This window comes from Bradyrhizobium yuanmingense, from assembly GCF_029167105.1.
Lineage (GTDB): Bacteria > Pseudomonadota > Alphaproteobacteria > Rhizobiales > Xanthobacteraceae > Bradyrhizobium > Bradyrhizobium yuanmingense_A.
Window position 1 is genome coordinate 19,713 of sequence record NZ_JARFML010000031.1, and the last position, 24,894, is coordinate 44,606.

Below are 24,894 nucleotides of genomic sequence, written 5' to 3' on the forward strand. Positions count from 1 at the left end.
GCGCGAATGCGGCAGCGTCACAGCACGATGAGCGCATTCGTCCCGCCCTCGCCCGGCCTTCGCTTCGCCCTGCTGGCGCTCGCGACGCTCGCCTGCGCGCCCGACACCGCACCCATGGCTGCCGCCGGCGAGCTGCCCGCGGTGTCCTCGCGCCAGCGCGCCGAGAAGAAGAGCTTCACCGACGGCGAGATCATCGAAGGCTTCCTGAAGACGGCATTCGGCGCCGAATACCATCTTGCCGGCCGCGTCGACCGCATCCGCAAGTTCGACGGGCCGGTGCGCGTCTACGCCGAGAGCGACCGCGAGGATCGCAAGACGCAGCTCGCCAAGGTCGTGGCCGACATCGGCAAGCGCGTGCAGCATCTCGACATCGCCATGATCGCGACCTCCGAAGCGGCGAACGTGCGCGTGAAGCTGGTGCGCGACCGCGATCTGTTCCGCACCATCTCGAGCTTCTACGGCGCCGAGAAGGCGCGCGAGATCCGCTCCTCGCTCGATCCGCAATGCCTGTCCGGCTTCCGCAAGAACGACAATTTCGAGATCGAGCATTCCGACGTCATCCTCACCGTCGACAACGGCGATTTCACCTTCCTCGATTGCGCCTATGAGGAGCTGCTGCAATCGCTCGGGCCGATCAACGACACCACGAGCGTGCCCTGGACCATGTTCAACGACAATGTCTCGATGGGCTATTTCGACGTCTACGACCAGTACATCCTCAACCTGCTGTACGATCCCCGCATCAAGGCGGGCATGACCGTGGCGGAGGTCAAGGCCGTGCTTCCCGCCGTCCTCAAGGACGTGCGCGCCTGGGTGAAGCGGACGAATAATCTGAAGGAGTGAGGCGGTCTAAGGGAGCGATCTACTCGTCCCCGTCCTTCTTCCGCAGCAGATCCGTCGCCAGATCCGACAGCTTCGGCGGCGGCAGGGCCGCGAACGGCAGCGGCCGCGTCACGTCGATCGCAGCCAATCCCAGCCGCGCCGTCAGCAGCCCGTTCAGCACGCCTTCACCCAAGCGCTGCGACAGCTTCGCCGCGATGCCGTGGCCGAGCATCTGCTGCACCAGGCTGTCGCTCGCGGCCATGCCGCCGGTGATGGCGAGATGGGCGATGACGTGGCGAAGCAGGCGGATCATCCCGAGCGCGCCGGGACGGCCGCCATAGAGATAAGCGAGCTGGCGGATCAAGCGCAGCGCGGCCACGAACACGAACAGCACGTCGATGGCGGCGCGCGGGCTCACCGCCGTCACGATCGAGACCTTTTGCGCCGCCGACGACACCAGCCGCCGCGCCTCGGCGTCCAGCGGCGACATCAGCTCGCGCTCGGCGAGGCGGATCATGTCGGCGCCGTCGATGATCTCGCCGGCGTGGCTCTCCAGCGTCGCGCGGGCGCGCGCCAGCTGCGGATTCTGGTGCGCGATCTTGAGCAGGTCCTCGACGATGACGCGGCTCTCCTTGCGATCGTCGCTGGCCAGTACGACCGCTGCGCGCTGATGCAGCTTCTCGATGGCCGCGAGACGCGCGAGACCGAATGCCTCGCGTCCGATCACCACGGCAAGCGCCAGTGCGGTGACGGCGGCGAAGGCAAGCCCGACGAAGCCGAGCGTCTGGCTGCGCGCGAACAGATCCTCGATCAGATGCACCACGCCGAGCCCGGTGCCGAGCAGCGTCAAGCCCGCGAGCCCCGACCAGAACAGCGTGCCCCAGGGAAAGCCGCGCCGCGCCGGGACTGCGGCTTGCACCGGCACCGGCAGCATCGCCGGATCGGGCTCCGGCGTGATCTGGACGGCGGCACGACCGAGACGGCCGGTCTCGTCGGCCTCCGCGACGACGACGCCGGGATCGTCGAGCCGGAACGTCGCCGGCCGCCGGGGCTTCGATCGGTCGTTCATGCGAGCTTGTCTCCGATCAGGAACTGCAAGGCACGGTCGAGGCGGATGTGTGGCAGCGTCGGCTCGTCGGCACCCTCGCGTTCGAGCTTCGGCGGGCGGAAGCGCAGGAAGCGGAAATCGCTGTTCCCGGCCGCCTCCGTCGCGAGCCCGCGGAACGCATCTGTCCTATTGAACAGCGGTTCGGGATCGAGCGGCAGGTCGCCCGGAAATGTCGCAACCTCGGTGTTGCCGTCGAAGAACTCGCCGCCGGCGCTTTCGCCCGCGGCGGGTGTTCCCAGGATCGACGGCAGCTTGTCGCGGCCGTGCGCCACCTGCGCTTCGCGCGTGGCGCGCACGGCGGCGAGCGCAACGACATCGATCGCCGCGCCGGTGTTTACCGCGCGCGCGACCGCGCGCGAGACGGCGCGGCGCAGCACGGCCTCGAGCCGGTCGTGGCTGGAATGGTGCAGATGATCCGCCTTGGTCGCGGCGAACAGGATGCGGTCGATGCGCGGCCGGAACAGGCTGGAGAGGATCGTGCTGCGGCCGGTGTTGAAGCAGTCGAGAATACCTGATAGCGCGGCTTCGAGATCGTGCAGCGCCTCGGGGCCGGAGTTGAACGCGGCGAGCGCATCGGCCAGCACGATCTGGCGATCGAGCCGCGCGAAATGATCGCGGAAGAACGGCCGCACCACGATGTCCTTGTAGGCTTCGAAGCGCCGCGCCATCATCGCCCACAGCGATCCCTCGCCCGCCTGCCCGCCGGCAGGCACGTCCAGCGGCGCAAAGGTCAGCGCCGGCGTATCGGCGAGATTGCCGGGCATCAGGAAGCGGCCGGGCGGCAACAGGCTCATCGCAAAGCGCTCGTCGCGGCAGGCGCGAAGATAATCGGTGAAGAGCTTGGCGGCCGTCAGCGTCGCCTGCTCGTCCTCGCGCGCTTCGGGCTTGAGCGTCGCGAGATGACTGTGCCACTCGGCCGCGAGATGCGCGCGCGGCGCCTCGCGCGACAGCGCCAGGCTCTCCGCCGACCATTGCTCGTAGCTCTTGTGAAGCAGCGGCAGGTCCAGCAGCCATTCGCCGGGATAGTCGACGATGTCGAGCGTCAGCGTGCGGTCGGCGCCGTTCGGGCGCTGGTAGTCGATCACGAGCCTGAGCTCGCTGATGTCCACGGTCGAGCTCGGCCAGCGCCGTTCCTCGATCAGCGCGCGCAGATGGCTCTCATAAGTAAAGCGCGGCACGGCATCGTCCGGCTGCGGCGCCAGATACGCCCGCGCGATCCGTCCCGAGGCATAGGCCTCGAACACCGGAAACCGGCCGCCGCGCGTCAGTCCATGGATCAGTGCGGTGATGAATACGGTCTTACCGGCACGCGACAGGCCGGTGACACCAAGCCGCACCGTCGGGTTGAAGAAATGCTCGCCATAGTCGATCAGCGCCCGCGCAGACAGCCGCGCCTCCTCGACCATATCCTGGAAACTGAATGCCATATGAACGTGAGGGATCTCGGGCGAGGGATACGCAAAACGGATTAGTCACAAAAGTGGCAATTGCCTGAGGAAATTCAAGCTTTCATACTTCCACCGCCTTTGTCGGCAAATCAGCCGTTTGAACGACGCGCCGGTCCCGAAACACCCATCTAGAGGGCATTGCCTCGAGCCTCTGCGGATTGCCATGACCGTCTTCCAATTGAAGCAGCTTGCATCCTCTTCCGTCCACGCCGCAGCCGACGCGATCGGCTGGGACTACGATCGCGCCGAGCTGATCGCCGACGGCATCGTCCACGGCATCGGCGTGCTCGCGGGCATCATTGCCGCGACGGTGCTGGTGGTGCTTACCGCGGTCTATGCCGACGCCACCGACATCGTCGGCGTCTCGGTCTATGTCGCCGGTCTGCTCTCGATGCTGGTGCTGTCGGCGACCTATAATCTCTGGCCGGTCTCGCCGGCCAAATGGCTGCTGCGCCGCTTCGACCATTCGGCGATCTATCTCTTGATCGCCGCGACCTACACGCCGTTCATCCTGGAGCTGAAGGACAGCGTGTTCGCGCTGGTGCTGCTGGCCGGCGTCTGGTGCGTGGCTATCCTCGGCATCGTGCTGAAGCTGCTCTATCCGGGCCGGTTCGACCGCGTCTCGGTCGGCATCTATCTTGCGATGGGCTGGAGCGGCATGATGCTCTACGATTCCGTGGTCAGGGCGCTGCCTGCGCTGGTGCTGGGCTTCATTCTTGCCGGTGGCCTGCTCTACAGCTTCGGCGTGATCTTCCACGCCTGGCGACGGCTGCGCTTTCAGAATGCGATCTGGCACGGCTTTGTCTTGGCCGGCGCGGCATGCCATTATACCGCGGTGCTCGACCTCGTGTTGAGCTGAGAAGCTTCCGCGAAGCGGTATAAGACGAGAGGAGACGTCGCATGCAGGTGACCGGCAAGGTCGTGGTCGTCACGGGCGGCGCAAACGGCATCGGCAAGGCGCTGTGCGAGGCCTTTCACAATGCGGGCGCGGCCAAGGTCGTGGTGGCGGACATGGACGCCGCCAATGCGAGAGCGGTCGCGGCCATGGTCGATGGCGCCGCGTTCAAATGCGACGTCGCGCAGGAAAAGGACATCGTCCACGTCATCGAGGAGACCGAGCGGCAGTTCGGCCCGATCGCGCTGTTCTGCTCCAACGCCGGCATCGGCGGCGGCTTCGATCCGATGTCGGAGAATGCCGGCGGCGCGTCCGACGAGCCGTGGCAGCGCAGCTGGGCGATCCATGTCATGGCGCATGTCTATGCGGCGCGGCATCTCGTCCCCCGCATGAGGGCGCGCGGCGGCGGCTATTTCCTCAACACCATCTCGGCCGCAGGCCTGCTGTCGCAGGTCGGCAGCCCTGCCTATTCGACGACGAAGCACGCGGCGGTCGGTTTTGCCGAGAATCTCGCGATCTCGCACAAGGCCCACAACATCAAGGTCTCGATCCTGTGTCCGCAGGGTGTCGACACCAACATGCTGCGCTCGATCCCGAAGGGCCCACAATCCGGCGACGGCGACCTCACGCCCGAGCAGGTGGCGAAAGACGTGCTCGCCGGACTCGAGCAGGAGACGTTCCTGATCCTGCCGCACCCGCAAGTGCTCGGCTACATGCGCAAGAAGACCGAGAATTACGACCGCTGGATCGGCGGCATGGCCAAGATCCAGGCGAAGATGCGGGAAGAGTTCGGGAGGTAGGTAGGGAACCACGCGTTTGAGCCACACTCGCGCCAGACACTCGCTGTCGTCCCCGCGAAGGCGGGGACCCATAACCACAGGCAGACGTTTGGCGAAGATTGGTGGTGTCGTATTGCGGGACTGACACCTGCGCTTATCGATGAATCACGCGGTATGGGTCCCCGCCTTCGCGGGGACGACACCGGTGATTAGGCAACCACTTCCTCCCCCACCCGGCTCGCCCGCAGCGCCCGCGCATAGAGCATCATGCCCTCGCGCACCGTGCGCTGCTCGGCCGGCGTCAGCGCCGCCAGCGCGCCGCGCACCTGCTGGCGGCCGAACGCATGGAGGGCCTCCAGCGTTCGCCAGCCCTTCGCCGTCAGCGACAGCAGCTTGCTGCGCGCATCCGCCTCGTCCGGCGTCTCCCTGAGCTCGCCGCAATCGACCAGCTTGCGCACCAGGCGGCTGACGCTGGATTTCTCCAGCCGCAGGAAATCGCCGAGCTCGCCCGAATTCATCGGGCCGCGAATTCCGATCTCCAGGATGGTGTGGACCGCCGAGGGCGGATAGCCCGAGGCCGCCACCGTGGCGTCCATGAAGCCGAGCTCGCGCACCATCAGGCGCGAGGCGGCGCGGATGTCGTCAATCAGCGAAAGCTCGTCCATGGCTTGACTCGACCCATATAGTTGTATCATACAACTATATGGGCGCAACGGCGCGCGCAAGTGTCTTGGAGTTCAAGTGTCTTGGAGTGGACCATGAGCGGAGCCTTGCCGGCAGGTCAGCGGATGAGCGGCAAGGTCTGCCTGGTCACGGGCGGCGGCAGCGGCATCGGGCGCGCGACGGCGCTGCGGATGGCTGCCGAAGGGGCGGAAGCGGTCATCGTCGCTGGCCGGCGCGAGGCCGAGATCGAGGCCACCGCCGCCGCGTGCCGCGAGCTCGGCACGGAGGCGATCGCGCTCAAGACCGACATCACGAAAGAAGTCGAGGTCGCGCGCCTCGTCGGCACAGCCGTCGGGCGCTGCGGCCGGCTCGACGTTGCCTTCAACAATGCCGGCTTCCAGGAGCGCCGCGCGCCGCTGGAACAGCAGGGCCCGGAGATCTACGACAGCGTGTTCGACACCAATGTCCGCGCGCTGTTCCTCTGCCTGCGCCATCAATTGCCGGCGATGCTGGCGCAGGGGCGCGGCAGCATCGTCGTCAACACCTCCGTCAGCGGCGTGCGCAATCCCAATCCCGGCTTCTCGCTCTATTCGGCCTCCAAGGCGGCCGCGATCTCGCTGACGCGCTCGGCGGCGATGGAGAACGCACCGCGCGGCATCCGCATCAATGCCATTGCCCCCGGCCGCGTCGTCACCGACATGATGCTGCGCGCCGGCGTCGGCGATGTCGCGACGGTCAGCGCGGGCCTGCCGCTGCGGCGGATGGGCAGCCCGGAGGAGGTCGCCGAGGCCGTGGTGTGGCTGTCGTCGGATGCCTCATCCTATGTCGTCGGCCACGTGCTGGCTGCGGATGGGGGTTTTTTGGCGTCGTGATGACGCCATCAATGCTTCTGCCCGTACAGCACCGGCACCGCGGAATCCACGACGACCTCGACGAGGCTCGTGCCCGCATACGCCATGCCGCGCTTGAGCGCTTCGCCCAGCTCCGCAGCCTTCGTCACCCGCACCGCATGACAGCCCATGCCTTCGGCAAGCCGGACGAAATCGATCCCGGGCAACTCCAGCCCCGGCACGTTGCGCACCTGCATGACCTGGCTGAACGAGCGCATCGCGCCGTAGCCGGAATTGTTGATGACGACGATTGTGAGCGGCAGCTTGCGCTGCGCGGCGGTCCAGAGCGCCTGGATCGAATACATCGCCGAGCCGTCGCCGATCAGGCACACCGTACGCTGTTTCAGCTTGCCCAGCGCCATGCCGACCGCGGCCGGCAGAGAGTAGCCGAGGCCGCCGCTCGACATGGTGTAGAAACTGTCCTGGCCGCGCATCGGCAGGAATTGTTGCATCGCCGGCCGGTGTGAGGGCACTTCCTCGACCAGTGATGCGTCATCCGGCATCGCCTGCGACAGCGAATGCAGCAGGAATTCGACCGGCAGCGGATCGGCAGGCTGCGGCGCCGGCGGCAGCGTGCGGCCCTTCGGCGCGGCGCGCTTGCTCTCCGGCAGCAGGTCGAGCAGCAGGCTCAGCGCCGGCTTCATCGTCGCGATGATGCTGGTGCCTGATGGCGTCACCGCGGCGGCGTCCGCATCATCCGTGATCTGGAAGATGGCCGCTCCGCCGTCGAAGATCGCGGCATGACCCTCGACATGGAAGGTGAACACCGGCGCGCCGATGACGACGACGACATCGTGCTCGCGCAGCGCATCGGACAGTTGCGCCGGCGAGGCATGCAGAAAGCCTGCGAATTGCGGATGCCGCTCGGGGAAGGAGCAGCGTGCCGAGAACGGACTGACCCAGACGCTCGCCTTGGTCTTCTCGGCGACGCGCACCATCAGCTCCACCGCACCGGCGCGATCGATTCCGGGGCCGACGACGAGCCCAGGGTGTTTGCTTGAGGCGAGCGCCGCCACCAGCGCCTTCATCGGCTCCAGCTCAGGGCCGATCTCGCGGCTCACTTTCCGCGCCTCGACCGGCGCGCAGGCATGGGCCCAGTCGTCGATCGGGATCGACACGAAGGTCGGCCCGCACGGCGGCTGCATCGCGGTGTAATAGGCCCGCGCGATCGCGGCGGGCACGTCCTCCGGCCGCGCCGGCTCGACGCTGTATTTCACGTAGGGCCGCGGAAACTCGGAGGCGCGCTCGGCATAGAGAAACGCCTGCAAGGGCAGGATAGAGCGCGCCTGTTGGCCTGCGGTGATCACCAGCGGGGTCTGGTTGCGATGCGCTGTGTAGATGTTGCCGAGCGCGTTGCCGACGCCAGCCGCCGAATGCAGGTTGACGAAGCCGGCATTGCGCGTTGCCTGCGCATAGCCGTCGGCCATGCCGACGGCGGATGCTTCCTGTAGCGCCAGCACGTAGTCGATATCGTCGGGCCAGTCGCTGAGGAACGGCAGCTCGGTCGAACCAGGGTTGCCGAACACCCTGTCGATGCCGAAGGCGCGCAAGAGATCGAGTGTCGCCTGCTTCACGGTGACGGGCTTGCTGCCGGTCTTGCCGTTCTTGGCCATGGTTTCCATCCCTTGCTTGTTGGTGCGCTGCCAGTCCCGCCCGTCATTGCGAGCGAAGCGAAACAATCCAGAATGTCTCCGCGGAGGCAGTCTGGATTGCTTCGTCGCTTCGCTCCTCGCAATGACGAGGAGAGAGTATCACCACACCGCCGTGCCCTTCATCGTCGGCTGCCCTTCCGCGTTCGCGGTCCACAGCTCCATCCCGGCCTCGGTCTCATTGGCGTTGACGGAGAACTCCGTGCCCTCGAACAGCGGTTGCAGCCCGCGATAGGTAAACTTCTTCGGTGACTTGCCGCCACGAAGCTTGGCCGCCATCTCGACGATCAGCGCCGCCTGCAGCGGGCCGTGGAAGATCAGGCCCGGATAGCCCTCGACCTCAGTGACGTAGTCGCGGTCGTAATGGATGCGGTGGCCGTTGAAGGTCAGCGCGGAGTAGCGGAACAGCAGCACGGGATCGGACACATGCGTTTCGCGATGCTGCGCCTGCGGCGGCGGAGGCGACGCCTTGCCGCCAGCCGGCGCGCCGCCGGTCATCTCGCGATAGACGATGTCCTGCCGCTCGCGGATCGCCGTGCCCCTCGGCGAGGAGATGCTGTGCTCGACCGAGACGAAGCACAGCGTGCCGGTCGAGCCTGATTTCACCTGCACATCTGCGATGCGCGACGTCCGCGTCGATTCATCGCCGACGCGCAAGGGCTGCAAGAACTCGATCTCACCGCCGGCCCACATCCGGCGCGGCAGCGGCACCGGCGGCAGGAAGCCGCCGCGGGTCGGATGGCCGTCGGGCCCCAACATCGACATCGGAAACACCGGCTGCGCCAGGCACCAATGCACCGTGAACGGCGCAGCGTCGCCCGCCTTGGGCTCGCCGACCTCCTGGAACAGCGTCGCGCGCAGGCCCTTCACGAGCTGCGCGGTGACGATGTCGGTGGCCTCCTGGCTGCGCCCGATCCATTGCCTGAGATGATCGATGTCGAGCTTCTCGGTCATGACGCCTCGCTCTCTTTATTTGGACTGGGGCCGCTCGCCGATGGCGGGCACGGCGCCGTAGCTGCGCGTCTCGCCGACGATGATCGGCGCCGGCGCGGGATAGCTGACGCGGCCGTTCGGCGTGTCGACCTCGATCCGCCGCAGATGCGGATGGTTGGCGAGGTCGGCCATGGTGTTGACCTCGGCGAATGCGATGTCCGCGTCCGACAGCCGCTTCAGGAGCTCGCCGCGCGTCATCTTGCCGAAGATATCGGCCACCGTCGTGTCGGTGAAGTCGCGGTTGCGCACGCGCTCGACCATGTTGGCGACGCGGGGATCGGCCGGCAGGTCCGGCTGATCCAGCACCTTCGCGCACAGCGTCTTCCACTCACGCTCGCTCTGGATCGAGATCAGGATGTCCTTGCCGTCCTTGGAGGTGAACACACCATAGGGCGCGATCGATGGATGGCGCAGGCCCATGCGCTTGGGCGGATTGCCGGCTTCGGCATTGAGCAGCGGCACGGTGCACCAGTCCGCCATCACGTCGAACATGGAGATGCGGATGTCGGCGCCCTTGCCGCTGCGCCCGCGCGCGATCAGCGCCTCCAGGATCGCCGCATGCGCAGTGGCGCCGGTGGCAACATCAACGATCGACATGCCGACGCGCGAGGCGCCATCGGGGTTGCCGGTGATCGAGGCCAGCCCGCTCTCGGCCTGGATCAGCAAATCATAGGCCTTGCGATGGGCGTAGGGGCCCTCGTCGCCATAGCCCGTAATCGTGCACGAGATCAGCTTGGGATAGTCCTTCAGGAGCCGCTCGCGCGAGAAGCCGAGCTTGTCCATCGAGCCGGGTTTCAGGTTCTGGATCAGCACGTCGGCGCTCGCGATCAGCTTCTCCAGCTCGGCGCGGCCGTCCTTCGTCGTGAGATCGACCACCGCCGATTGCTTGCCGCGATTGAGCCAGACGAAATAGCTGCTCTGGCCCTTGGCCGCCGCGTCATAGCCGCGGGCGAAATCGCCTTCGGGCCGCTCGATCTTGATCACCTCCGCGCCGGCATCCGCCAGGCGCGAGGAGCAGAACGGCGCCGCCACCGCCTGCTCGACCGCAATCACCCTGATCCCGTCCAATGCTCCCATGGCCGCGACCTCAGTACGAGCGCGGCATGCCGAGCACGTGCTCGGCGACGAAGGACAGGACGAGGTTGGTCGAGATCGGCGCGACCTGATACAGCCGCGTCTCGCGGAACTTGCGCTCGACGTCGTATTCCTCGGCGAAGCCGAAGCCGCCATGGGTCTGGATGCAGGCATTCGCCGCTTCCCAGGACGCATCCGCCGCCAGCATCTTGGCCATGTTGGCCTCCGCGCCGCAATCGAGCCCGGCCTCGTATTTGCGCGTGGCTTCCTTCACCATAAGCTCGGCCGCGCGCATCGAGGCGTAGGCCTTGGCGATCGGAAACTGGATGCCTTGATTCTGGCCGATCGGCCGGCCGAACACGGCGCGCTCCTTGGCGTAGTTCGTTGCCTTCGCGATGAACCACTTTGCGTCGCCGACGCATTCGGCCGCGATCAGGATGCGCTCGGCGTTCATGCCGGAGAGGATGTAGCGAAAGCCCTTGCCTTCCTCGCCGATCAGATTCTCCGCCGGCACCCTCATGTCGGTGAAGAACACTTCGGTGGTGGCGTGGTTCATCATGGTGCGGATCGGGCGGATCTCGAGGCCGTTGTTCTTGGCCTCGCGCATGTCGACGATGAACACCGACAGGCCGTCGGTGCGCTTCTTGACCTGGTCCTTCGGCGTGGTGCGCGCCAGCAGCACCATCAGATCGGAATGCTCGGCGCGGCTGGTCCAGATCTTCTGGCCGTTGACGATATAGCTGTCGTTGCCGTCCTTGCGCGCGAACGTCTTCAGCGAGGAGGTGTCGGTGCCGCTGGTCGGCTCGGTGACGCCGAACGCCTGCAGGCGCAACTCGCCGCTCGCGATCTTCGGCAGGTATTTTGCCTTCTGCTCGGCATTGCCGTGCCGGAGCACCGTGCCCATCGTGTACATCTGGGCGTGGCAGCCGCCGCCGTTGCAGCCGGCGCGCTGGATCTCTTCCAGGATCGCCGCGGCCGCCGACAGCTTCAGGCCCGCGCCGCCATACTCCTCGGGAATCAGCACCGAGAGATAGCCGGCTTCGGTCAGCGCATCGACGAAAGCCTTGGGGTAGGCCATCTCGCGATCGAGCTTGCGCCAATATTCGCCCGGGAACTGGGCGCAGAGCTTGGCAACGGCCTCGCGAATGTCAGCGTAATCTTCGGTGTGGTGTTCTTGACTCATGGCGTTTCCATTCTCAGCGGCAGTTAAGATAACGCCGGCCAACCCACGGGCGTTGTGAAAACAATGCCCGCCCCCTATGCTCATTTGTTATAGCGTATGGAGTAGCCTTCCAGGATTGGCAAGCATGGATTTCCGGCAGCTCAGGACCTTCAGTTGCGTGGCGGAGCTCGGCAGCCTGTCCAAGGCCTCCGACACCCTGCGCGTGGCGCAGCCGGCGCTTTCCAGGCAGATCAAGCTGCTGGAACACGAGTTGCGCACCGAACTCTTCACGCGCAACGGCCGCGGCATGGTGCTGACCGAGGCCGGCCGCCTGCTGCTCGCACGCACCTCCGGCATCGTGCGGCAGATCGACCAGATCCGCGACGACATCCAGTCGGCCAAGGGGCCGCCGTCCGGCCAGGTCGTGCTCGGCCTGGTTCCGACCGTGAGCTGCGTGCTGTCGGCGCGCTTTGCGCGGCGCTGCGTCGAAAAATTTCCCGGCATCTCGCTGCGCATCGTCGAGAGCTACAGCGGCCATCTGGTCGAATGGCTGCATCGCGGCGAGATGGATCTCGCCATCCTCTACGGCCGCTCGGCCGACCTGCATCTCAATGTGCAGAGCCTGGGGCGCGACAACATCGTCGCGGTCGGCCCGCGCGGCTGCGGGCTGGCGCGGAAGAAGAACGTCGACATCGGCTGGCTGCTGCGGCAACGCCTGGTGCTGCCCTCTCATTCCCACGGCCTCCGCGCGCTGATCGAGCACGCGGCGGCGCAGCGCAAGATCAAGCTCGACGTCCAGCTGGAAGCGGATTCGTTTCGCGTGCTGACGAGCCTCGTCGAGGAGGGCCTCGGTTTCGCGCTGCTGCCGCCGTCCTCGGTCCACGGCGAGGTCGCGGACGGGCGGCTGGAAACCGCCCCCGTATCCAAGCCGATGACGCGCGAGCTCATCTTTGCCTCTCCAATCGACCGCCCGGCCTCGACGGCCTCGCTCGCCATCACCGCGCTGTTGCGCGAGGAGGTCGCCGCCTGCCGCAAGGACGGCGTGTGGGACATCAGGTTGAGTTAGACGGCGTGTGGTAGAACAGCCGCGCGCCATCGTGCCTTCGCATCTGGCGCGAGCTGTCATGCCGGAATTTTATAGCTGGGCTGCCGCCGGGCTTTCTGCGACCAGTGTTATACGCGGAAGTCGCCTCGTCATTGCGAGCGTAGCGAAGCAATCCAGGAATCTTTCCGCAGTGGCAGTCTGGATGGCTTCGTCGCTTCGCTCCTCGCAATGACGGTAGGAGAGCTCAGCCCGGAATCCGCACCGGCAACGTCTCGTACCCCTTGATGAAGCTCGAATAGATCCGTTTGGGCTCGCCGACCACCTCGATGCGGTCGAACCGCTTCAGCATCTCCTCCCAAACGATCTTGAGCTGCAGCTCGGCGAGGCGCATGCCGACGCAGCGGTGGATGCCGAAGCCGAAGGAGAGATGGGTGCGCGGCCGCGGGCGGTCGATGATGAACTCGTTCGGCTTGTCGAACATCTCCTCGTCGCGATTGCCGGAGACGTACCACATCACGACGCGGTCGCCCTTCCGGATCGGCTTGCCGCCGATCTCGGTGTCCTGCAATGCGGTCCGACGCATATGCGCCAGCGGCGTCTGCCAGCGGATCACCTCCGGCACCATGGAATCGATCAGCTCCGGATTTTCGCGCAGCTTGTCGTATTGCTCCGGGTTCTCGTTCAGCGCCAGCACCGACCCGGTCATGGTGTTGCGCGTGGTGTCGTTGCCGCCGACGATGAGCAGGATGATGTTGCCCATCAAATTGTCGGGATCCATGTGGCGCGTGGCCTCGTTGTGCGCCATCAGCGACAACAGATCGTTGCGCGGCGCCGAGTTGACACGCTCGTTCCAGAGCTTCGACATGTAGGCGTAGCACTCGTCCATCTCGCGGCGGCGTTCTTCGCCGCTGGCGACGATGCCGCTCTTGGGCAGCGCGGTGGAAACGTCGGACCAGCGCGTCAGCTTGCGCCGCTCCTCCCAGGGAAAATCGAACAGGGTCGCCAGCATCTGCGTGGTCAGCTCGATCGAGACGCGCTCGACGAAATTGAAGGTCTCATTGCGCGGCAGATTGTCCAGCACGGTCTGCGAGCGCTGGCGGATCAGCTTTGCCAGCTCGTCCAGGTGTGTCGGCGTGAACATCGGCGACACCGTCTTGCGCTGTGCCGAATGCCGGGGCTGGTCCATCGCGATGAAGCTCGGATAGTCGTAGCCTTCCGGCACGTCGCGGATCGAGATGCCGCCGAGCTTGGAGTCCGAGGAAAAGATGCCGTGATTGGTGTCGACATGCATGATGTCGTTGTATTTCACCACCGACCAGTACGGCTCGATCGGCGCGTTGGTGCAGTAATGCACCGGCTCTTCGTTGCGCAGCCGCTCGAACCAGGGCCACAGCGTGTCGTCCTGGAACAGCCGGGGCGCGCCGGGGTGGAATTGCGACAGCGGCGTCGCATAGGCCTCCTCGCGGGCCCTGCGCATGCGTTCGGCCTTGTCCACTTTAACCGGCGCTTGGATGTTCATGATCGTGGCTCCGTTGCGTTCGACTCACGCAGCAATCTTCACCGGCAACATTTCGATACCTTTTACGAAACTCGAATAGACCCGGGTGGGTTCGCCGACCACATCAATATGGTCGAACCGCTTGAGAATTTCCTCCCAAATAATCTTGAGCTGAAGCTCGGCAAGCCGTAGGCCGACGCAACGGTGGATGCCGAAGCCGAAGGACAGGTGCGTACGCGGGCGGGCGCGATCGATGATGAACTGGTAGGGCTTGTCGATCACCTCCTCGTCGCGGTTGCCCGAGACGTACCACATCACGACTTTGTCACCCTTCTTGATCTGCTTGCCGCGGAACTCGAAGTCGGAGAGCGCCGTGCGGCGCATATGCGCCAGCGGCGTCTGCCAGCGGATCACCTCCGGCACGAAGCTGTCGAGCAGATCGGGGTTCTGGCGCAGCTTGCGATATTGCTCCGGATGCTGGCTCAGCGCGAGAAGCGAGCCCGACATGGTGTTGCGCGTGGTGTCGTTGCCGCCGACAATCAGGAGGATGAGATTGCCGAGGAAGTTCTTCGCATCCATATCGCGCGTAGCAGTGCCATGCGCCATCATCGACAACAGGTCGCTCTTCGGCGGCTGTTCGATGCGCTGCTTCCACAGCTTCGAGAAATAGGCCGCGCATTCCGTCAGCTCGGCCATCCGCTCGTCCTCGGTGGCGACGAGGCCGTCGGGGCCGGGGATCGTGGTGGCGATATCGGACCAGCGCGTCAGCTTGCGGCGATCCTCCCAGGGGAAGTCAAACAGCACCGCCAGCATCTGCGTCGTGAGCTCGATCGAGACGCGATCGACCCAGTCGAACACCTCGCCGCAGGGCAGATTGTCCAGGCATTCGGCCGAGCGCTCGCGGATGTTGATGGCGAGATTGTCCAGGTGCGTCGGCGTGAACATCGGCGCCACGGTCTTGCGCTGGGCGGCATGGCGCGGCGGGTCCATCGAGATGAAACTCTCACGGCGCAGATCCGGATCGATGTCGCGGATGGTGATGCCGCCGAGCGCGGAGGCCGAGGAGAACACCGCGTGGTTGGTCTCGATCTCCATGATGTCGTTGTAGCGCGTCACCGACCAGTACGGCCCGAACATCGAGTCCTTGCAGTAATGCACGGGATCCTCGCGGCGCAGCCGGTCGAAATAGGGCCAGAACGTATCGGTCCTGAACAATTCGGGGTCGCCGGGATCGAACTGCTCCAGCGGCAGCGACATGGCGCGCTCGCGCAAGGCGTCGAGCTTGGCCGCGCTTTCGATGGTCCCATGCATGACCGTTCTCCCTGGACATGAACCGCGCGTCGTTGAATTCTGCGCTGCGGTATTTGATTTGCAATTACAGCCGGTTGTCAGCGCCGGGGCAAGGGAGAGTTTTGCCGTATCCAGCCTTCACGAGCGCGTTGCACGACCGTCACGACGCCACGAGAACGTGACCTCCCGCACGCCGGACGACAGAGAATCGTGCGAGAAACCCGCTGGAATCGAGCCAAATCGAACCCGCTCATCTTGGGGATCGACTAACCTCTGATCTATAGTTTGGCCGGAACAGATCCGCATCCCGAGGTTGCCGCCCGTGAACGACATGCAATGGACCCCCATCGGGTCCGAACCCTTACCCCCGCCGCTGCCGCCGACGCGGGTCGATTTCTCCGGCAGCCGCTCCGAGTTCCGCAAAATGGTCACCAAGGGTGCCATGCTCGAACTCGTCACCTTCGGCTTCTACCGGTTCTGGCTCGTCACCGACATCCGCCGCCATCTGTGGACGCACACCGCGATCGACGGAGATACGGCCGAATACACCGGACGGGCCAAAGAGCTCCTGGTCGGCTTCCTGTTCGCGCTCGCGATCCTGGTGCCGATCTATCTCGCTTATTTTCTCATTGGCATCGAGTTCGAGCGCTGGCAGGCCTTTGCCTCGACGCCGTTGTTCATCGCCTTCTACGCCTTCGGCCAGTTCGCGATTTTTCGCGCGCGGCGCTACCGCCTGACGCGCACGGTCTGGCGCGGCGTCCGTTTCTGGATGGACGGCTCGGGCTGGGCTTACGCGTTTCGCGCCATGATGTGGGGCTTGCTGGTGCTCCTGACGCTCGGTCTCGCGCTGCCCTGGCGCGCGGCTGCGCTCGAACGCTACAAGATGCGGCACACCCATTACGGCGATCTCCGCGGCGATTTCGACGCCGACGGCTGGACCTTCTTCAAGCGCGGCTGGTGGCTCTGGCTGCTCAGCCCGATCGCGCTCCTCATCTTCCCGCTCGCACCGTTCCTGTACGCCGAGTTCAAGGCGCGCGAATGGCGCTGGTGGCTTGATGGCATCCGCATCGGCGGCGTCAGCCTGTCCTCGGAATTGCCTCATGATGCCTTCTACGGCCTGTACTGGAAAGTGATCGGCTGGTGGATGCTGCTCACGGTCGCGTTCACGGCCTATATGGGCGGCGGCGCCTTCCTGGTCGTCTCGCTCACCGGCGTTTCCGCCGAGGAGATCTTCGCCGGCGACAAAGCGACGAAGAGCATCCCGATGGTGGTCATGATGGTGATCGGCTATTTCGCGCTCGCCCTTGCCATCAACATCGTCATGCGGGTCTATCTCCAGCGCGATCTCTGGGCCAAGGTGCTGGAGACCGTCGAGGTGCACGACATCGCGGCCGCGGCGGACGTGCGCGGCAGCGGTCAGCTTGCCGGCGCGCTCGGCGAAGGCTTTGCCGACGGACTCGATGTCGCGGGATTCTGAGCTGTGAGTGACCTGTTTGCCGAGACCCCGGCGCAGTCGGAGAGGCCGACCATCTTCTTCGACGGCGTGTCGAGCCGCAGACGGCAGGTGACGCTGACGCTCAGTGATGCGCTCGAGATCGCCGAGGACGGCGCAACGCCCGTTCGCTGGGCCTATGCCGACCTTCGCCGCGCCGACAGTCCCCCCGGAATCCTGCGCCTGGCTGCGACGTCCGCACCGCCTCTGGCTCGGCTGGAGATCCGCGATGCGGCGCTCGCCGCGGACGTGGCGGCCCGCTGCACGCGTCTCGACGAGCACCGGACGACGCGCGGCGGCGTCGCGAAGATCGTGGGCTGGTCGGTGGCGGCGGCCGTCTCGATCGTCTGCGTCGTCCTGTTCGGCGTGCCGCTCGCCGCCGACCGTCTCGCACCGCTGGTGCCGAAGCCTGTCGAGCGGCGCATCGGCGACGCGGCCGAGGTCCAGATGAAGACCATCTTCGGCCGTAGGGTGTGCGAAGACCCCGCGGGCAAGGCCGCGTTCACGAAGCTCGTCAACCGCCTGCGCGATGCGGCCGGCCTCGACGACACCATGACGGCCGGCGTGCTGCCGACCGCGGTGCCGAATGCCTTCGCGCTGCCCGGCGGCAAGGTGTTCGTGCTGAAGGGGCTGCTCGACAAGGCCGAGAGTCCCGACGAGCTTGCCGGCATCCTCGCCCACGAGCTCGGCCATCTCAAGCATCACGACAACATGCGCGGCCTGATCTACAATGGCGGCACCTCGTTCCTGATCGGCCTCTTGTTCGGCGACATCACCGGCTCCTCGGCCGTGATCTTCGCCTCGCGCAGCCTGGTCGAAGCGTCCTATTCGCGCGAAGCCGAGACCGGCGCCGATACTTTCGCGATCGAGATCATGCATGCGCTCGGCCGGTCGCCGAAGCCCGCGGCCGAACTGATGTTCCGCATCACCGGCAAGGAGGGCGGCTCCGGCCTGACAAATATCCTCGCCAGCCATCCGCTCACCGAAGACCGCCTCGCGCGCATGACGAAGGAGGACCGGCCAGCCAGCGGTCCGCCGCTGCTGACCGACAAGGAGTGGCAGGCGCTGAAGGGCATTTGCGGCGGCGGGAAGGTGTGACGGCCAGCTGCTAAAGCGCGATGCGATTAATCGTCATCACGCTTTAGGTTTTTTTTGAGCATGATCTTTTCGGAAAACCGCTTCGCACTTTTCCGGATCATGCTCTGGCGCATCACTTCGTCGGCGGCGCAGCCGGTGGATTCGATCCGGTGGTGACGTTCGGCGCCGTGTTCGGATTCGAGGTCGTGGTTTGGGGACCGAACTCGCGTCCATTGTAGAAGAAGACGGCCGCGACCACGGCGATCACGAAGATCGCGCCGACTGCCCAGCCGACCGGGCTGTTGCGGCGCGCACGGTCAGTCCTGGGGTCATCATTCTGATAGGTCATCGTGCTCTCCCTGTTGGTGCAGGAGAACCTCGCGCGGCGGAAGCTGTTCCTAAAACGCGCCCAGCGCTTACCGCGTTCCGTAGGCGCGGTCGCCGGCATCGCCGAGGCCCGGCAGGATGAACCCGTTGCCGTCGAGCCCTTCATCCACCGCCGCGGTCCAGATCGGCACGTCCGGATGCAATCCGCGCAGCCGCTCGAGCCCTTCCGGTGCCGCGATCAGGCAGGCCAGGCGGATGTCCCTGGCGCCACGCTCCTTCAGCCGGTCGATGGCGGCGACGGCGGTGTTGGCGGTGGCGACCACCGGCGTCACCACGATGGCGAGGCGCTCGCTGAGATCGGAGGGCGATTTGAAGAAGTACTCCACGGCGGCAAAGCTGTGCGGCTCGCGATAGAGGCCGATATGGGCGACGCGCGCGGTCGGCACCAGGTCCATCATGCCGTCGACGAAGGTGGTGCCGGCGCGCAGCATCGGCACGAACACCAGCTTCTTGCCGGCGATCTTGGCCGAATGCATCGTCGCCAGCGGCGTCTCGATCACGGTGTCGGTGAGCGGCAGGTCGCGCGTCACCTCGTAGCACAAGAGCATGCCGATCTCCTTGATCAGCTCGCGGAACGACTTGGTCGAGATGGACTTGTCCCGCACCAGCGTCAGCTTGTGCTGCACCAGCGGATGATCGACGATCGTGACGCCTTCCATGGGGTGCTCCTGCTTTTCCCTTCTCCCTTGTGGGAGGAGGTGGCGCGAAGCGCCGGATGAGGGGTCGTTTCCGCGAACTCAAACCGAGAGATGTGCCCGCGGAGACAACCCCTCACCCGGCTTCGCTTTCGCGAAGCCACCCTCTCCCACAAGGGGGAGAGGGTTAGAACACCGTGCCGTCGCTGATCACCTTGAGCGGCGGCGATCCATCGGGACGGCGTGCAAATGCGACGGCGCGGCCCGCCGCCCAGGTGCCGCCTTCGAGGATGCTCGCAAGCGGCAAGGTCCGAGGGGTGCGGCCGAGCTTGGAGCGAATGCGCTCCGCCAACCTGTCGAGCAATGCAATTGTCAGCGCGCGCCACTCTACGACGAGCAGCGAATCCACTTCATGCGCACGCGCGGCGTCGGCGGCATCGCGCAGGCGCAGCACCTCATGGTCGACGAACAGGCCGCCATTGCGATATTCAGCAAGGCCCGTGAGGCCGTCGATGTCGGTCACCTCAAAGCCGGCGCGCTGCAGCGGCTCGATCAGCGAATAGCTCAGCCATTGCGACAGCTTGTGCAGCGGCACGAGGCCTGCCGTGCCGTCGTCCGCCTTGATCGCAGGATGGCGCCAGCAATCGCCGAGCGGCACGCCCGCAAGCTCAAGTCGCGACGGCCAAATCGGCCCAAGCTGGTTCAGCACCGCGGACAGGATCGCGGGCGCAGCGACGACGCCGCCGATCGCCTGCGCAGCGATATGATCAAACAGCCCGCCCGGCCGCGGCGTATCGTGCAAGCCGAACACGTCCGCACGCTCCGAGACCTGCCTGCCCAGACGTCGCAGCAGGTCGGTGCGTCCCTCCAGGCCGAGCAGCGGATTGGCCTCGGTCACCTGAAAGGCGGAGGTGAGTGAGCCAAGGGGCAGCTTTGCGAGCACCTCCGCATCGGCCCTGAACGGCGCACGCTGATCGTGCGAAAACAGCCCGCTCGCGAACATGTCGAGGCTCGCGATCGCAAGTCCTTCCGATCGCCCTACGTCTGCTCCCGTCACGGCGTCGCGATAGCGCCAAGCTGCGCCGGCGCCTGCATCGAGCAGCACGCTGACGATGGCGAGGTCGAACTCGGCGCGCGCCCGCGCCGCGCGATCCGGCCAGGACGCAGCATCGGCAAGCCGGGCCCAGCGGTCGACGCCGCCGAGCACGAAGTGCCGCCAGCGCGCATGAAAGGGAATGTCGAGCGTCGGATAGGCCTTGCGTGTCGCGGCGAGCACGGCATCGGCAACGCCGTCCATGCGGTCGAGATCGACAGTGAAATGGGTGAGCCCGCCGGCAAGGCCAAGCTCGAGCATCTGTCCGGCGCGCGCGCGAACCGCCTTTGCGGTGAGCAGCGCGCGCGCCTGCGATTCCAAAGTCTCAGCCATCGCGATCAGTATTTTTCCAGCGAACGCCCGACCACGCCGTCCACGGACTGCTCCGGTGCGATATCGGTGGAGTAATAGCCAGCGGCCTTCTTGGCGGCGATCTCGACATGGGCATCGGCCGGAATCAGCTCAAGCGGGATCGGCACGCGCTCGACGATGTCGATGCCTTGCGAAGTCAGCGCGTCGTATTTCATGTCGCTCATCGACAGGAAGCGATCGATGCGCTTGAGGCCGAGCCAGTGGATCGTATCCGGCATCAATTGCTGGAAGCGCGCGTCCTGGACGCCAGCCACGCATTCGGTGCGCTCGAAATAGGCGGCGGCCGCATCGCCGTCCTCCTGCCGCTTGCGCGCATTGTAGACCAGGAATTTGGTGACCTCGCCGAGCGCGCGGCCTTCTTTGCGGTTGTAGACGACGAGCCCGAGCCCACCCTCCTGCGCACCGCGCGCGGATTCCTCGATGCCGTGGATCAAGTAGGGCCGGCAGGTGCAGATGTCGGAGCCGAACACGTCGGAGCCGTTGCACTCGTCATGCACACGGCAGGTGATCCTGGTGCGATGGTCCGGCAATTTCGTCACGTCGCCGAACAGGTACACGGTGGTGCCGCCGATCGGCGGCAGGAACACCTTCATGTCCGAGCGCGTCACCAGCTCCGGGAACATGCCGGCGGTCTGCTCGAACAGCGTGCGCCGCAGCTCGGTCTCGCCGGTGCCGAAGCGCGCCGCAAGGCCCGGCAGGTGCCACACCGGATCGATCGCGATCTTCACCACCGAGACGCTGCCATTGGCGTGCACGACCTCGCCATCGGCGCGCAGCCGCTTTGCGGCGAGCGCGTCGCGGATCTCCGGCAGGTCGAGCCGCGCCCGAGTCACCGCGATGCTCGGGCGGATGTCCGCGCCCTCGGCGATCTCCTGGCGAAAATTCTCGGCGACCAGATGCCCCCAGGGATCGAGCGCGACGATCTTGCTGGGATCGCTCCATTGCGGGAACGGACCGATGGTCGCGGCCGGAAAGGTGTTGGTGAGGTCAGGACGCCTGATCGGGTCGAGCGCGCCGGCGGAGACCGCGAGCGCGCGGTACATCGCGTAGGACCCGCCATGGCTGCCGATCACGTTGCGATCCCCTGCGCGCGACACCGTGCCGATGATCGGCCCGCGCGCGCGGGCATCAGCGGCGCCCCAATGGATGGGAAAGGCGGCCTTCCTGCCCGGCTCCGGATGGGAGGTCAGGCGGATGTGGTCGGTACGGTTGGCACGGCTCATGTCCAGGCTCCCAAAAAGCCAACGGCCCGCCGCTCGGACGGGCCTGGCTCACTTGCGACGCCGAACCGGCGGCGCAAGCTCAATCCAACATATTGTAGCGGCCGGCGACGACAGACAAGTTAATCGTGGCAGAGCGCAGGGCCGTTCGGGGCCAAATTCCCGTCATTGAGCCTGCGAGGTCGCTCATCGCGCTCGCCGCCTGCCGGTGAGGCCAGTTTAAGGAATTGAAATAGTTTCGTTTTTCGTGTTTTCAAGGAGGCGTTGCTTGGTGCGGCCGGCTTCAAGTCCGGTGCACTGCGCTGCCCCCCTGGAGACTGCCATGCCCGCTGCCAGCTACATCGATCCCCGCAACGGAAAGCTCTATCCCTTGGATCAGCCGCGCTGGTGCTCGGACGAGCGCACGCCGCTGCTGGTGACGCCTGGGGCGGGCATCTCACGCGCGGACATCGATGGCCGGACGCGCTCGCTGTGGCGCTACCGGGCGGCGCTGCCGGTCGAGATCGAGAACCCGATCACGCTCGGCGAGGGCTGCACGCCGCTGGTCCAGCAGGACTGGGGCGCGCTGCGCCCGCTGTTCAAGCTCGAATGGTTCAACCCGACCGGCAGCTTCAAGGACCGCGGCTCGGCGGTGATGCTATCGTTCCTGCGACAGATCGGCGTCGACGCCATTCTGGAGGATTCCTCCGGCAACGGCGGCTCATCCATGGCGGGGCTGGGTGCGGCCGGCGGCATGCGCGTCAAGATTCTGGCGCCGGCCTCGACGTCGCCGGCCAAGATCGCGCAGGTGCGCGCCTACGGCGCGACCGTGCAGCTCGTGGAGGGCCCGCGCGAGGAATCCGAAGCCGAGGCCATCCGCCAGTCGAGCCAGGCCTTCTATGCCAGCCACAATTGGCAGCCGTTCTTCCTCGAAGGCACCAAGTCGCTGGCCTACGAGATCTGGGAAGATCTGGGATTCCGCGCGCCCGACAACGTCATCATTCCCGTTGGCGCCGGCAGCAGTCTGCTGGGTTGCGCCTTCGGCTTCCGCGAGCTGTTGAAGGCCGGGCAGATCTCGAAGCTGCCGCGCCTGTTCGCGGCGCAGCCGCTCAATTGCTCGCCGATCGATGCAAGCTTCAAGGCCGGTGTCGATACGCCCGTCGCGCGCGAGGTGAGCAAGACCGTTGCCGAGGGCACCGCGATCAAGACTCCCCTCCGCCTGCGTGAGATCATCGCCGCCCTGCGCGAGAGCGGCGGCGGCACCATCGCGCTCACCGAGGACGAGATCGTCGCCGCCCTGCGCCGCCTCGCACGCCAGGGCCTGTTTGCCGAGCCGACCAGCGCCAGCGCGGCTGCGGCGCTCGACAAGCTCGCCGCAACCGGCGCCATCAATGCGAACGAGACCACGGTCGCCGTTCTCACCGGCACCGGCCTCAAGGCCGCAACCGCCGTCGCCGATCTCGTGCAGTAGGCTCGCGCTTACCCTCCCGCTCCAGGCTCCTGGAGGGGATTGGAGAGAGAACGCGAGCGCCCGCCGGCGTCCGCCAGCACCTTCCACTGGAACAGCGGCGAGTCCTTTGGCGGCGAGAGCTGCGGGGTCCAGCCGGTCAGCTTTTCGATCGCATAGGTGTCCATCACGACGCCGCGCCAGCGGCGTTCGACCCTGAAGAGTTGCTCGCGCTGCGCCGGAATGTGCTCCCACAGCGATGCACGGTTGTCCGGCTCGCGCCCGACATAGATGCCGGCATGACCCTTGATCCTGTCCATGCCGGGGTCGCGGAAATCCTGAAAGCGGCCGCGCTCGTTGATCTCGATCACGGGCACGCGGCCCCGGAACAGCCAGCGCATCATGGCGTAGGTGCGATAGTCCGTGGTTGCGATCCAGGTCGCGCCTGTTGCGTCGAGGGCGGCTTGCGCCCGCGCGGCGACCTGCTCGTAGCCGGCCTCGGCGCCGATCGGGTCGATCTTGCCGAGCAGATTCCAGGGCGCGGCAACGTAGTAGAGGAACACGATGACGACGAATGCGACGCCCGAGACGATCCCTGTCCTGGCCCAGAACAGCGAGGACCTGAGCATACGGGCGGACCATCCCTCTTTCCTCATCGTGACGAGGTTGACCGCGGTGGCGGCAAAACCGACCGGCCACATGAACATCGGCCAGGTGTCGCCGACGCGAAGCGTCAGCGACTTGAAGAAGAAGTAGATGAACGGCACCAGCACCGCGGTTGACAAAAGGATCGCGACCGGCTCGCGCGTGCGATAGCCGCGCCCCGCCGTCAGCACCAGGCCCATCAGCACCACCGGCAGCAAGACGAAACCGACCAGGCCGAATTGCAGGCCGATGTAATCGCCGATCGTACGCAGCGAGATGCCGTAATTGGCGGTGGCGCGCACGCCCTGGAAACGGAATGAGGCCCAGTCGTGCTGCGCGTTCCAGATCAGCACCGGCGAGAACACCGCTAGCGCGACCAGGACGGCGAGATAGGGATAAGGACTGCGCAGCCAGCGCCAGCGCCAATCCGGCACCAGCAGAAAGGCGGCGACCGCCGGCGCGAACATGACCACGGTGAATTTCGACAGCATCGCGAGGCCCGCGAACAGGCCTGCCGCCAGCCACCAGCGGCCGTCGCCGCTTTGCGCCAGCCGCACCAGCGACCACATCATCGCGACCGCGAACGGGATCATCGCGACATCGGGCGCAACCTTGGCCATCAACAGGCCGTAATAAAGCGCGGCCTCCGGCATCAGCACCGCGAACACGATCGCGCGCGCATCATGGGTGAGGCGGCGGACGATGTCGGCGAGCAGCAGCTGCGTCACCAGCATCGCGACGATGCCGCCGAAGCGGACACCGAGATTGGTGTCGCCGAAGATCGCGGTTCCGAAGCGGATCAGCCAGGCGATGCCGGGCGGATGATCGAGGAAGCTGAGCGCAGCCTCCTTCGACCAGGTCCAGTAATAGGCTTCATCGGTGCGCAGCTCGATGGCCGAGGCATAGACGATGCGGAGCAGCGTCATCGCGGCAATGATCGCTGCGGCCATGAGAATGAGACGGCGTTCGGCGCCGGCCGGCTTCGCAGAGATGTCGGGAGCGATCGTCACGGCGGCGCTTTTCCCCGACTTGGAAGGGGGAGTCAATGTGGGGCCGTCGTCCCGGGCAAGCGAAGCGCGACCCGGGACCCACAACCACAGGGAGCGGTTGGGCGAAGATTCGGAGTTGCCATCCCGCTCCACAACTGCCCCCTGGGGTTATGGGTCCTGGATCGGAGCGCTTGAGGGCGCGCTTGTCCGGGACAACAGCGCGGCTTGTTCGTCCATGTGAT

22 protein-coding genes are annotated in these 24,894 nt (G+C 66.0%); 8 read left to right on the top strand and 14 right to left on the bottom strand.

All coding sequences use genetic code 11. The features are described 5' to 3' along the window. Positions 1 to 27: 27 nt before the first annotated feature. On the top strand, positions 28 to 843 hold the full coding sequence (locus P0R31_RS30855) for a DUF2927 domain-containing protein (RefSeq protein WP_275518293.1): 816 nt from the start codon (positions 28 to 30) through the stop codon (positions 841 to 843). A gap of 19 nt (positions 844 to 862) precedes the next feature. Here P0R31_RS30855 and P0R31_RS30860 read toward each other — a convergent pair whose 3' ends face one another. Both P0R31_RS30860 and P0R31_RS30865 read right to left on the bottom strand, forming a co-directional pair. After that, on the bottom strand, positions 863 to 1,891 hold the full coding sequence (locus P0R31_RS30860; RefSeq protein ID WP_275518295.1) for a YcjF family protein: 1,029 nt from the start codon (positions 1,889 to 1,891) through the stop codon (positions 863 to 865). After that, positions 1,888 to 3,357, bottom strand: a complete 1,470-nt coding sequence (locus P0R31_RS30865; RefSeq protein WP_275518296.1) for a YcjX family protein — start codon at positions 3,355 to 3,357, stop codon at positions 1,888 to 1,890. The genes P0R31_RS30860 and P0R31_RS30865 overlap by 4 nt, the downstream gene beginning before the upstream one ends. A 184-nt stretch (positions 3,358 to 3,541) precedes the next feature. On the opposite strand from P0R31_RS30865, the gene trhA reads away from it, so the two are divergent. Both trhA and P0R31_RS30875 read left to right on the top strand, forming a co-directional pair. Beyond that, positions 3,542 to 4,237: a PAQR family membrane homeostasis protein TrhA gene (gene trhA / locus P0R31_RS30870; RefSeq protein ID WP_275518297.1), complete on the top strand. Its 696-nt coding sequence runs from the start codon at positions 3,542 to 3,544 to the stop codon at positions 4,235 to 4,237. Positions 4,238 to 4,278: 41 nt separating this feature from the next. Then, positions 4,279 to 5,073: an SDR family oxidoreductase gene (locus P0R31_RS30875; protein WP_275518298.1), complete on the top strand. Its 795-nt coding sequence runs from the start codon at positions 4,279 to 4,281 to the stop codon at positions 5,071 to 5,073. A gap of 188 nt (positions 5,074 to 5,261) precedes the next feature. Here the strand turns inward: P0R31_RS30875 and P0R31_RS30880 are convergent, their stop codons facing one another. After that, a complete protein-coding gene (locus tag P0R31_RS30880) occupies positions 5,262 to 5,717 on the bottom strand; it encodes a MarR family winged helix-turn-helix transcriptional regulator (protein ID WP_275518299.1) in 456 nt (151 codons plus the stop codon). 93 nt (positions 5,718 to 5,810) lie between these two features. On the opposite strand from P0R31_RS30880, the gene P0R31_RS30885 reads away from it, so the two are divergent. Continuing rightward, positions 5,811 to 6,587, top strand: coding sequence for an SDR family NAD(P)-dependent oxidoreductase (locus P0R31_RS30885; protein WP_275518301.1), 777 nt, complete (start codon positions 5,811 to 5,813; stop codon positions 6,585 to 6,587). Between the two features lie 8 nt (positions 6,588 to 6,595). Here the strand turns inward: P0R31_RS30885 and mdlC are convergent, their stop codons facing one another. The 4 genes from mdlC to P0R31_RS30905 form a co-directional block, all read right to left on the bottom strand. Continuing rightward, on the bottom strand, positions 6,596 to 8,218 hold the full coding sequence (gene mdlC / locus P0R31_RS30890; RefSeq protein ID WP_275518370.1) for a benzoylformate decarboxylase: 1,623 nt from the start codon (positions 8,216 to 8,218) through the stop codon (positions 6,596 to 6,598). Positions 8,219 to 8,356: 138 nt separating this feature from the next. Further along, a complete protein-coding gene (locus P0R31_RS30895) occupies positions 8,357 to 9,208 on the bottom strand; it encodes an FAS1-like dehydratase domain-containing protein (RefSeq protein ID WP_275518302.1) in 852 nt (283 codons plus the stop codon). A 15-nt stretch (positions 9,209 to 9,223) separates the two neighbouring features. Next, a complete protein-coding gene (locus P0R31_RS30900) occupies positions 9,224 to 10,324 on the bottom strand; it encodes a CaiB/BaiF CoA transferase family protein (RefSeq protein WP_275518304.1) in 1,101 nt (366 codons plus the stop codon). Between the two features lie 10 nt (positions 10,325 to 10,334). Continuing rightward, positions 10,335 to 11,504 carry an acyl-CoA dehydrogenase family protein gene (locus P0R31_RS30905; RefSeq protein ID WP_057027777.1) on the bottom strand — a complete coding sequence of 390 codons (1,170 nt, stop codon included), beginning with the start codon at positions 11,502 to 11,504 and terminating at the stop codon, positions 10,335 to 10,337. A 124-nt stretch (positions 11,505 to 11,628) separates the two neighbouring features. Between P0R31_RS30905 and P0R31_RS30910 the strand changes: the two genes are divergently transcribed. Continuing rightward, the gene (locus tag P0R31_RS30910; RefSeq protein ID WP_275518306.1) at positions 11,629 to 12,549 is read left to right on the top strand and encodes a LysR substrate-binding domain-containing protein; all 921 of its coding nucleotides are present in this window, start codon (positions 11,629 to 11,631) and stop codon (positions 12,547 to 12,549) included. Between the two features lie 223 nt (positions 12,550 to 12,772). On the opposite strand, the gene P0R31_RS30915 is transcribed toward P0R31_RS30910, so the two are convergent. Beyond that, on the bottom strand, positions 12,773 to 14,047 hold the full coding sequence (locus tag P0R31_RS30915; RefSeq protein ID WP_275518308.1) for a cytochrome P450: 1,275 nt from the start codon (positions 14,045 to 14,047) through the stop codon (positions 12,773 to 12,775). A 24-nt stretch (positions 14,048 to 14,071) separates the two neighbouring features. Further along, the gene (locus P0R31_RS30920) at positions 14,072 to 15,337 is read right to left on the bottom strand and encodes a cytochrome P450 (protein ID WP_275518309.1); all 1,266 of its coding nucleotides are present in this window, start codon (positions 15,335 to 15,337) and stop codon (positions 14,072 to 14,074) included. A 310-nt stretch (positions 15,338 to 15,647) separates the two neighbouring features. Between P0R31_RS30920 and P0R31_RS30925 the strand changes: the two genes are divergently transcribed. Both P0R31_RS30925 and P0R31_RS30930 read left to right on the top strand, forming a co-directional pair. Then, a complete protein-coding gene (locus P0R31_RS30925) occupies positions 15,648 to 16,793 on the top strand; it encodes a DUF898 family protein (protein WP_275518310.1) in 1,146 nt (381 codons plus the stop codon). Positions 16,794 to 16,796: 3 nt separating this feature from the next. After that, positions 16,797 to 17,906 carry a M48 family metallopeptidase gene (locus tag P0R31_RS30930; protein ID WP_275518312.1) on the top strand — a complete coding sequence of 370 codons (1,110 nt, stop codon included), beginning with the start codon at positions 16,797 to 16,799 and terminating at the stop codon, positions 17,904 to 17,906. Positions 17,907 to 18,018: 112 nt separating this feature from the next. Here P0R31_RS30930 and P0R31_RS30935 read toward each other — a convergent pair whose 3' ends face one another. The 4 genes from P0R31_RS30935 to P0R31_RS30950 form a co-directional block, all read right to left on the bottom strand. After that, positions 18,019 to 18,234 carry a hypothetical protein gene (locus P0R31_RS30935; protein ID WP_275518314.1) on the bottom strand — a complete coding sequence of 72 codons (216 nt, stop codon included), beginning with the start codon at positions 18,232 to 18,234 and terminating at the stop codon, positions 18,019 to 18,021. Positions 18,235 to 18,301: 67 nt separating this feature from the next. Continuing rightward, a complete protein-coding gene (gene upp, locus P0R31_RS30940; RefSeq protein ID WP_275518315.1) occupies positions 18,302 to 18,931 on the bottom strand; it encodes a uracil phosphoribosyltransferase in 630 nt (209 codons plus the stop codon). A gap of 163 nt (positions 18,932 to 19,094) precedes the next feature. Further along, complete coding sequence (locus P0R31_RS30945) at positions 19,095 to 20,333, bottom strand: URC4/urg3 family protein (RefSeq protein WP_275518317.1); 1,239 nt, start codon at positions 20,331 to 20,333, stop codon at positions 19,095 to 19,097. Positions 20,334 to 20,338: 5 nt separating this feature from the next. Next, entirely contained in the window at positions 20,339 to 21,595 is a 1,257-nt protein-coding gene (locus P0R31_RS30950) for a GTP cyclohydrolase II (RefSeq protein ID WP_275518318.1), read from the bottom strand. Between the two features lie 319 nt (positions 21,596 to 21,914). On the opposite strand from P0R31_RS30950, the gene P0R31_RS30955 reads away from it, so the two are divergent. Further along, a complete protein-coding gene (locus tag P0R31_RS30955) occupies positions 21,915 to 23,042 on the top strand; it encodes a threonine synthase (protein ID WP_275518319.1) in 1,128 nt (375 codons plus the stop codon). A gap of 8 nt (positions 23,043 to 23,050) precedes the next feature. Here the strand turns inward: P0R31_RS30955 and P0R31_RS30960 are convergent, their stop codons facing one another. After that, positions 23,051 to 24,613, bottom strand: coding sequence for a glycosyltransferase family 39 protein (locus P0R31_RS30960; RefSeq protein WP_275518373.1), 1,563 nt, complete (start codon positions 24,611 to 24,613; stop codon positions 23,051 to 23,053). Positions 24,614 to 24,894 lie beyond the last annotated feature (281 nt).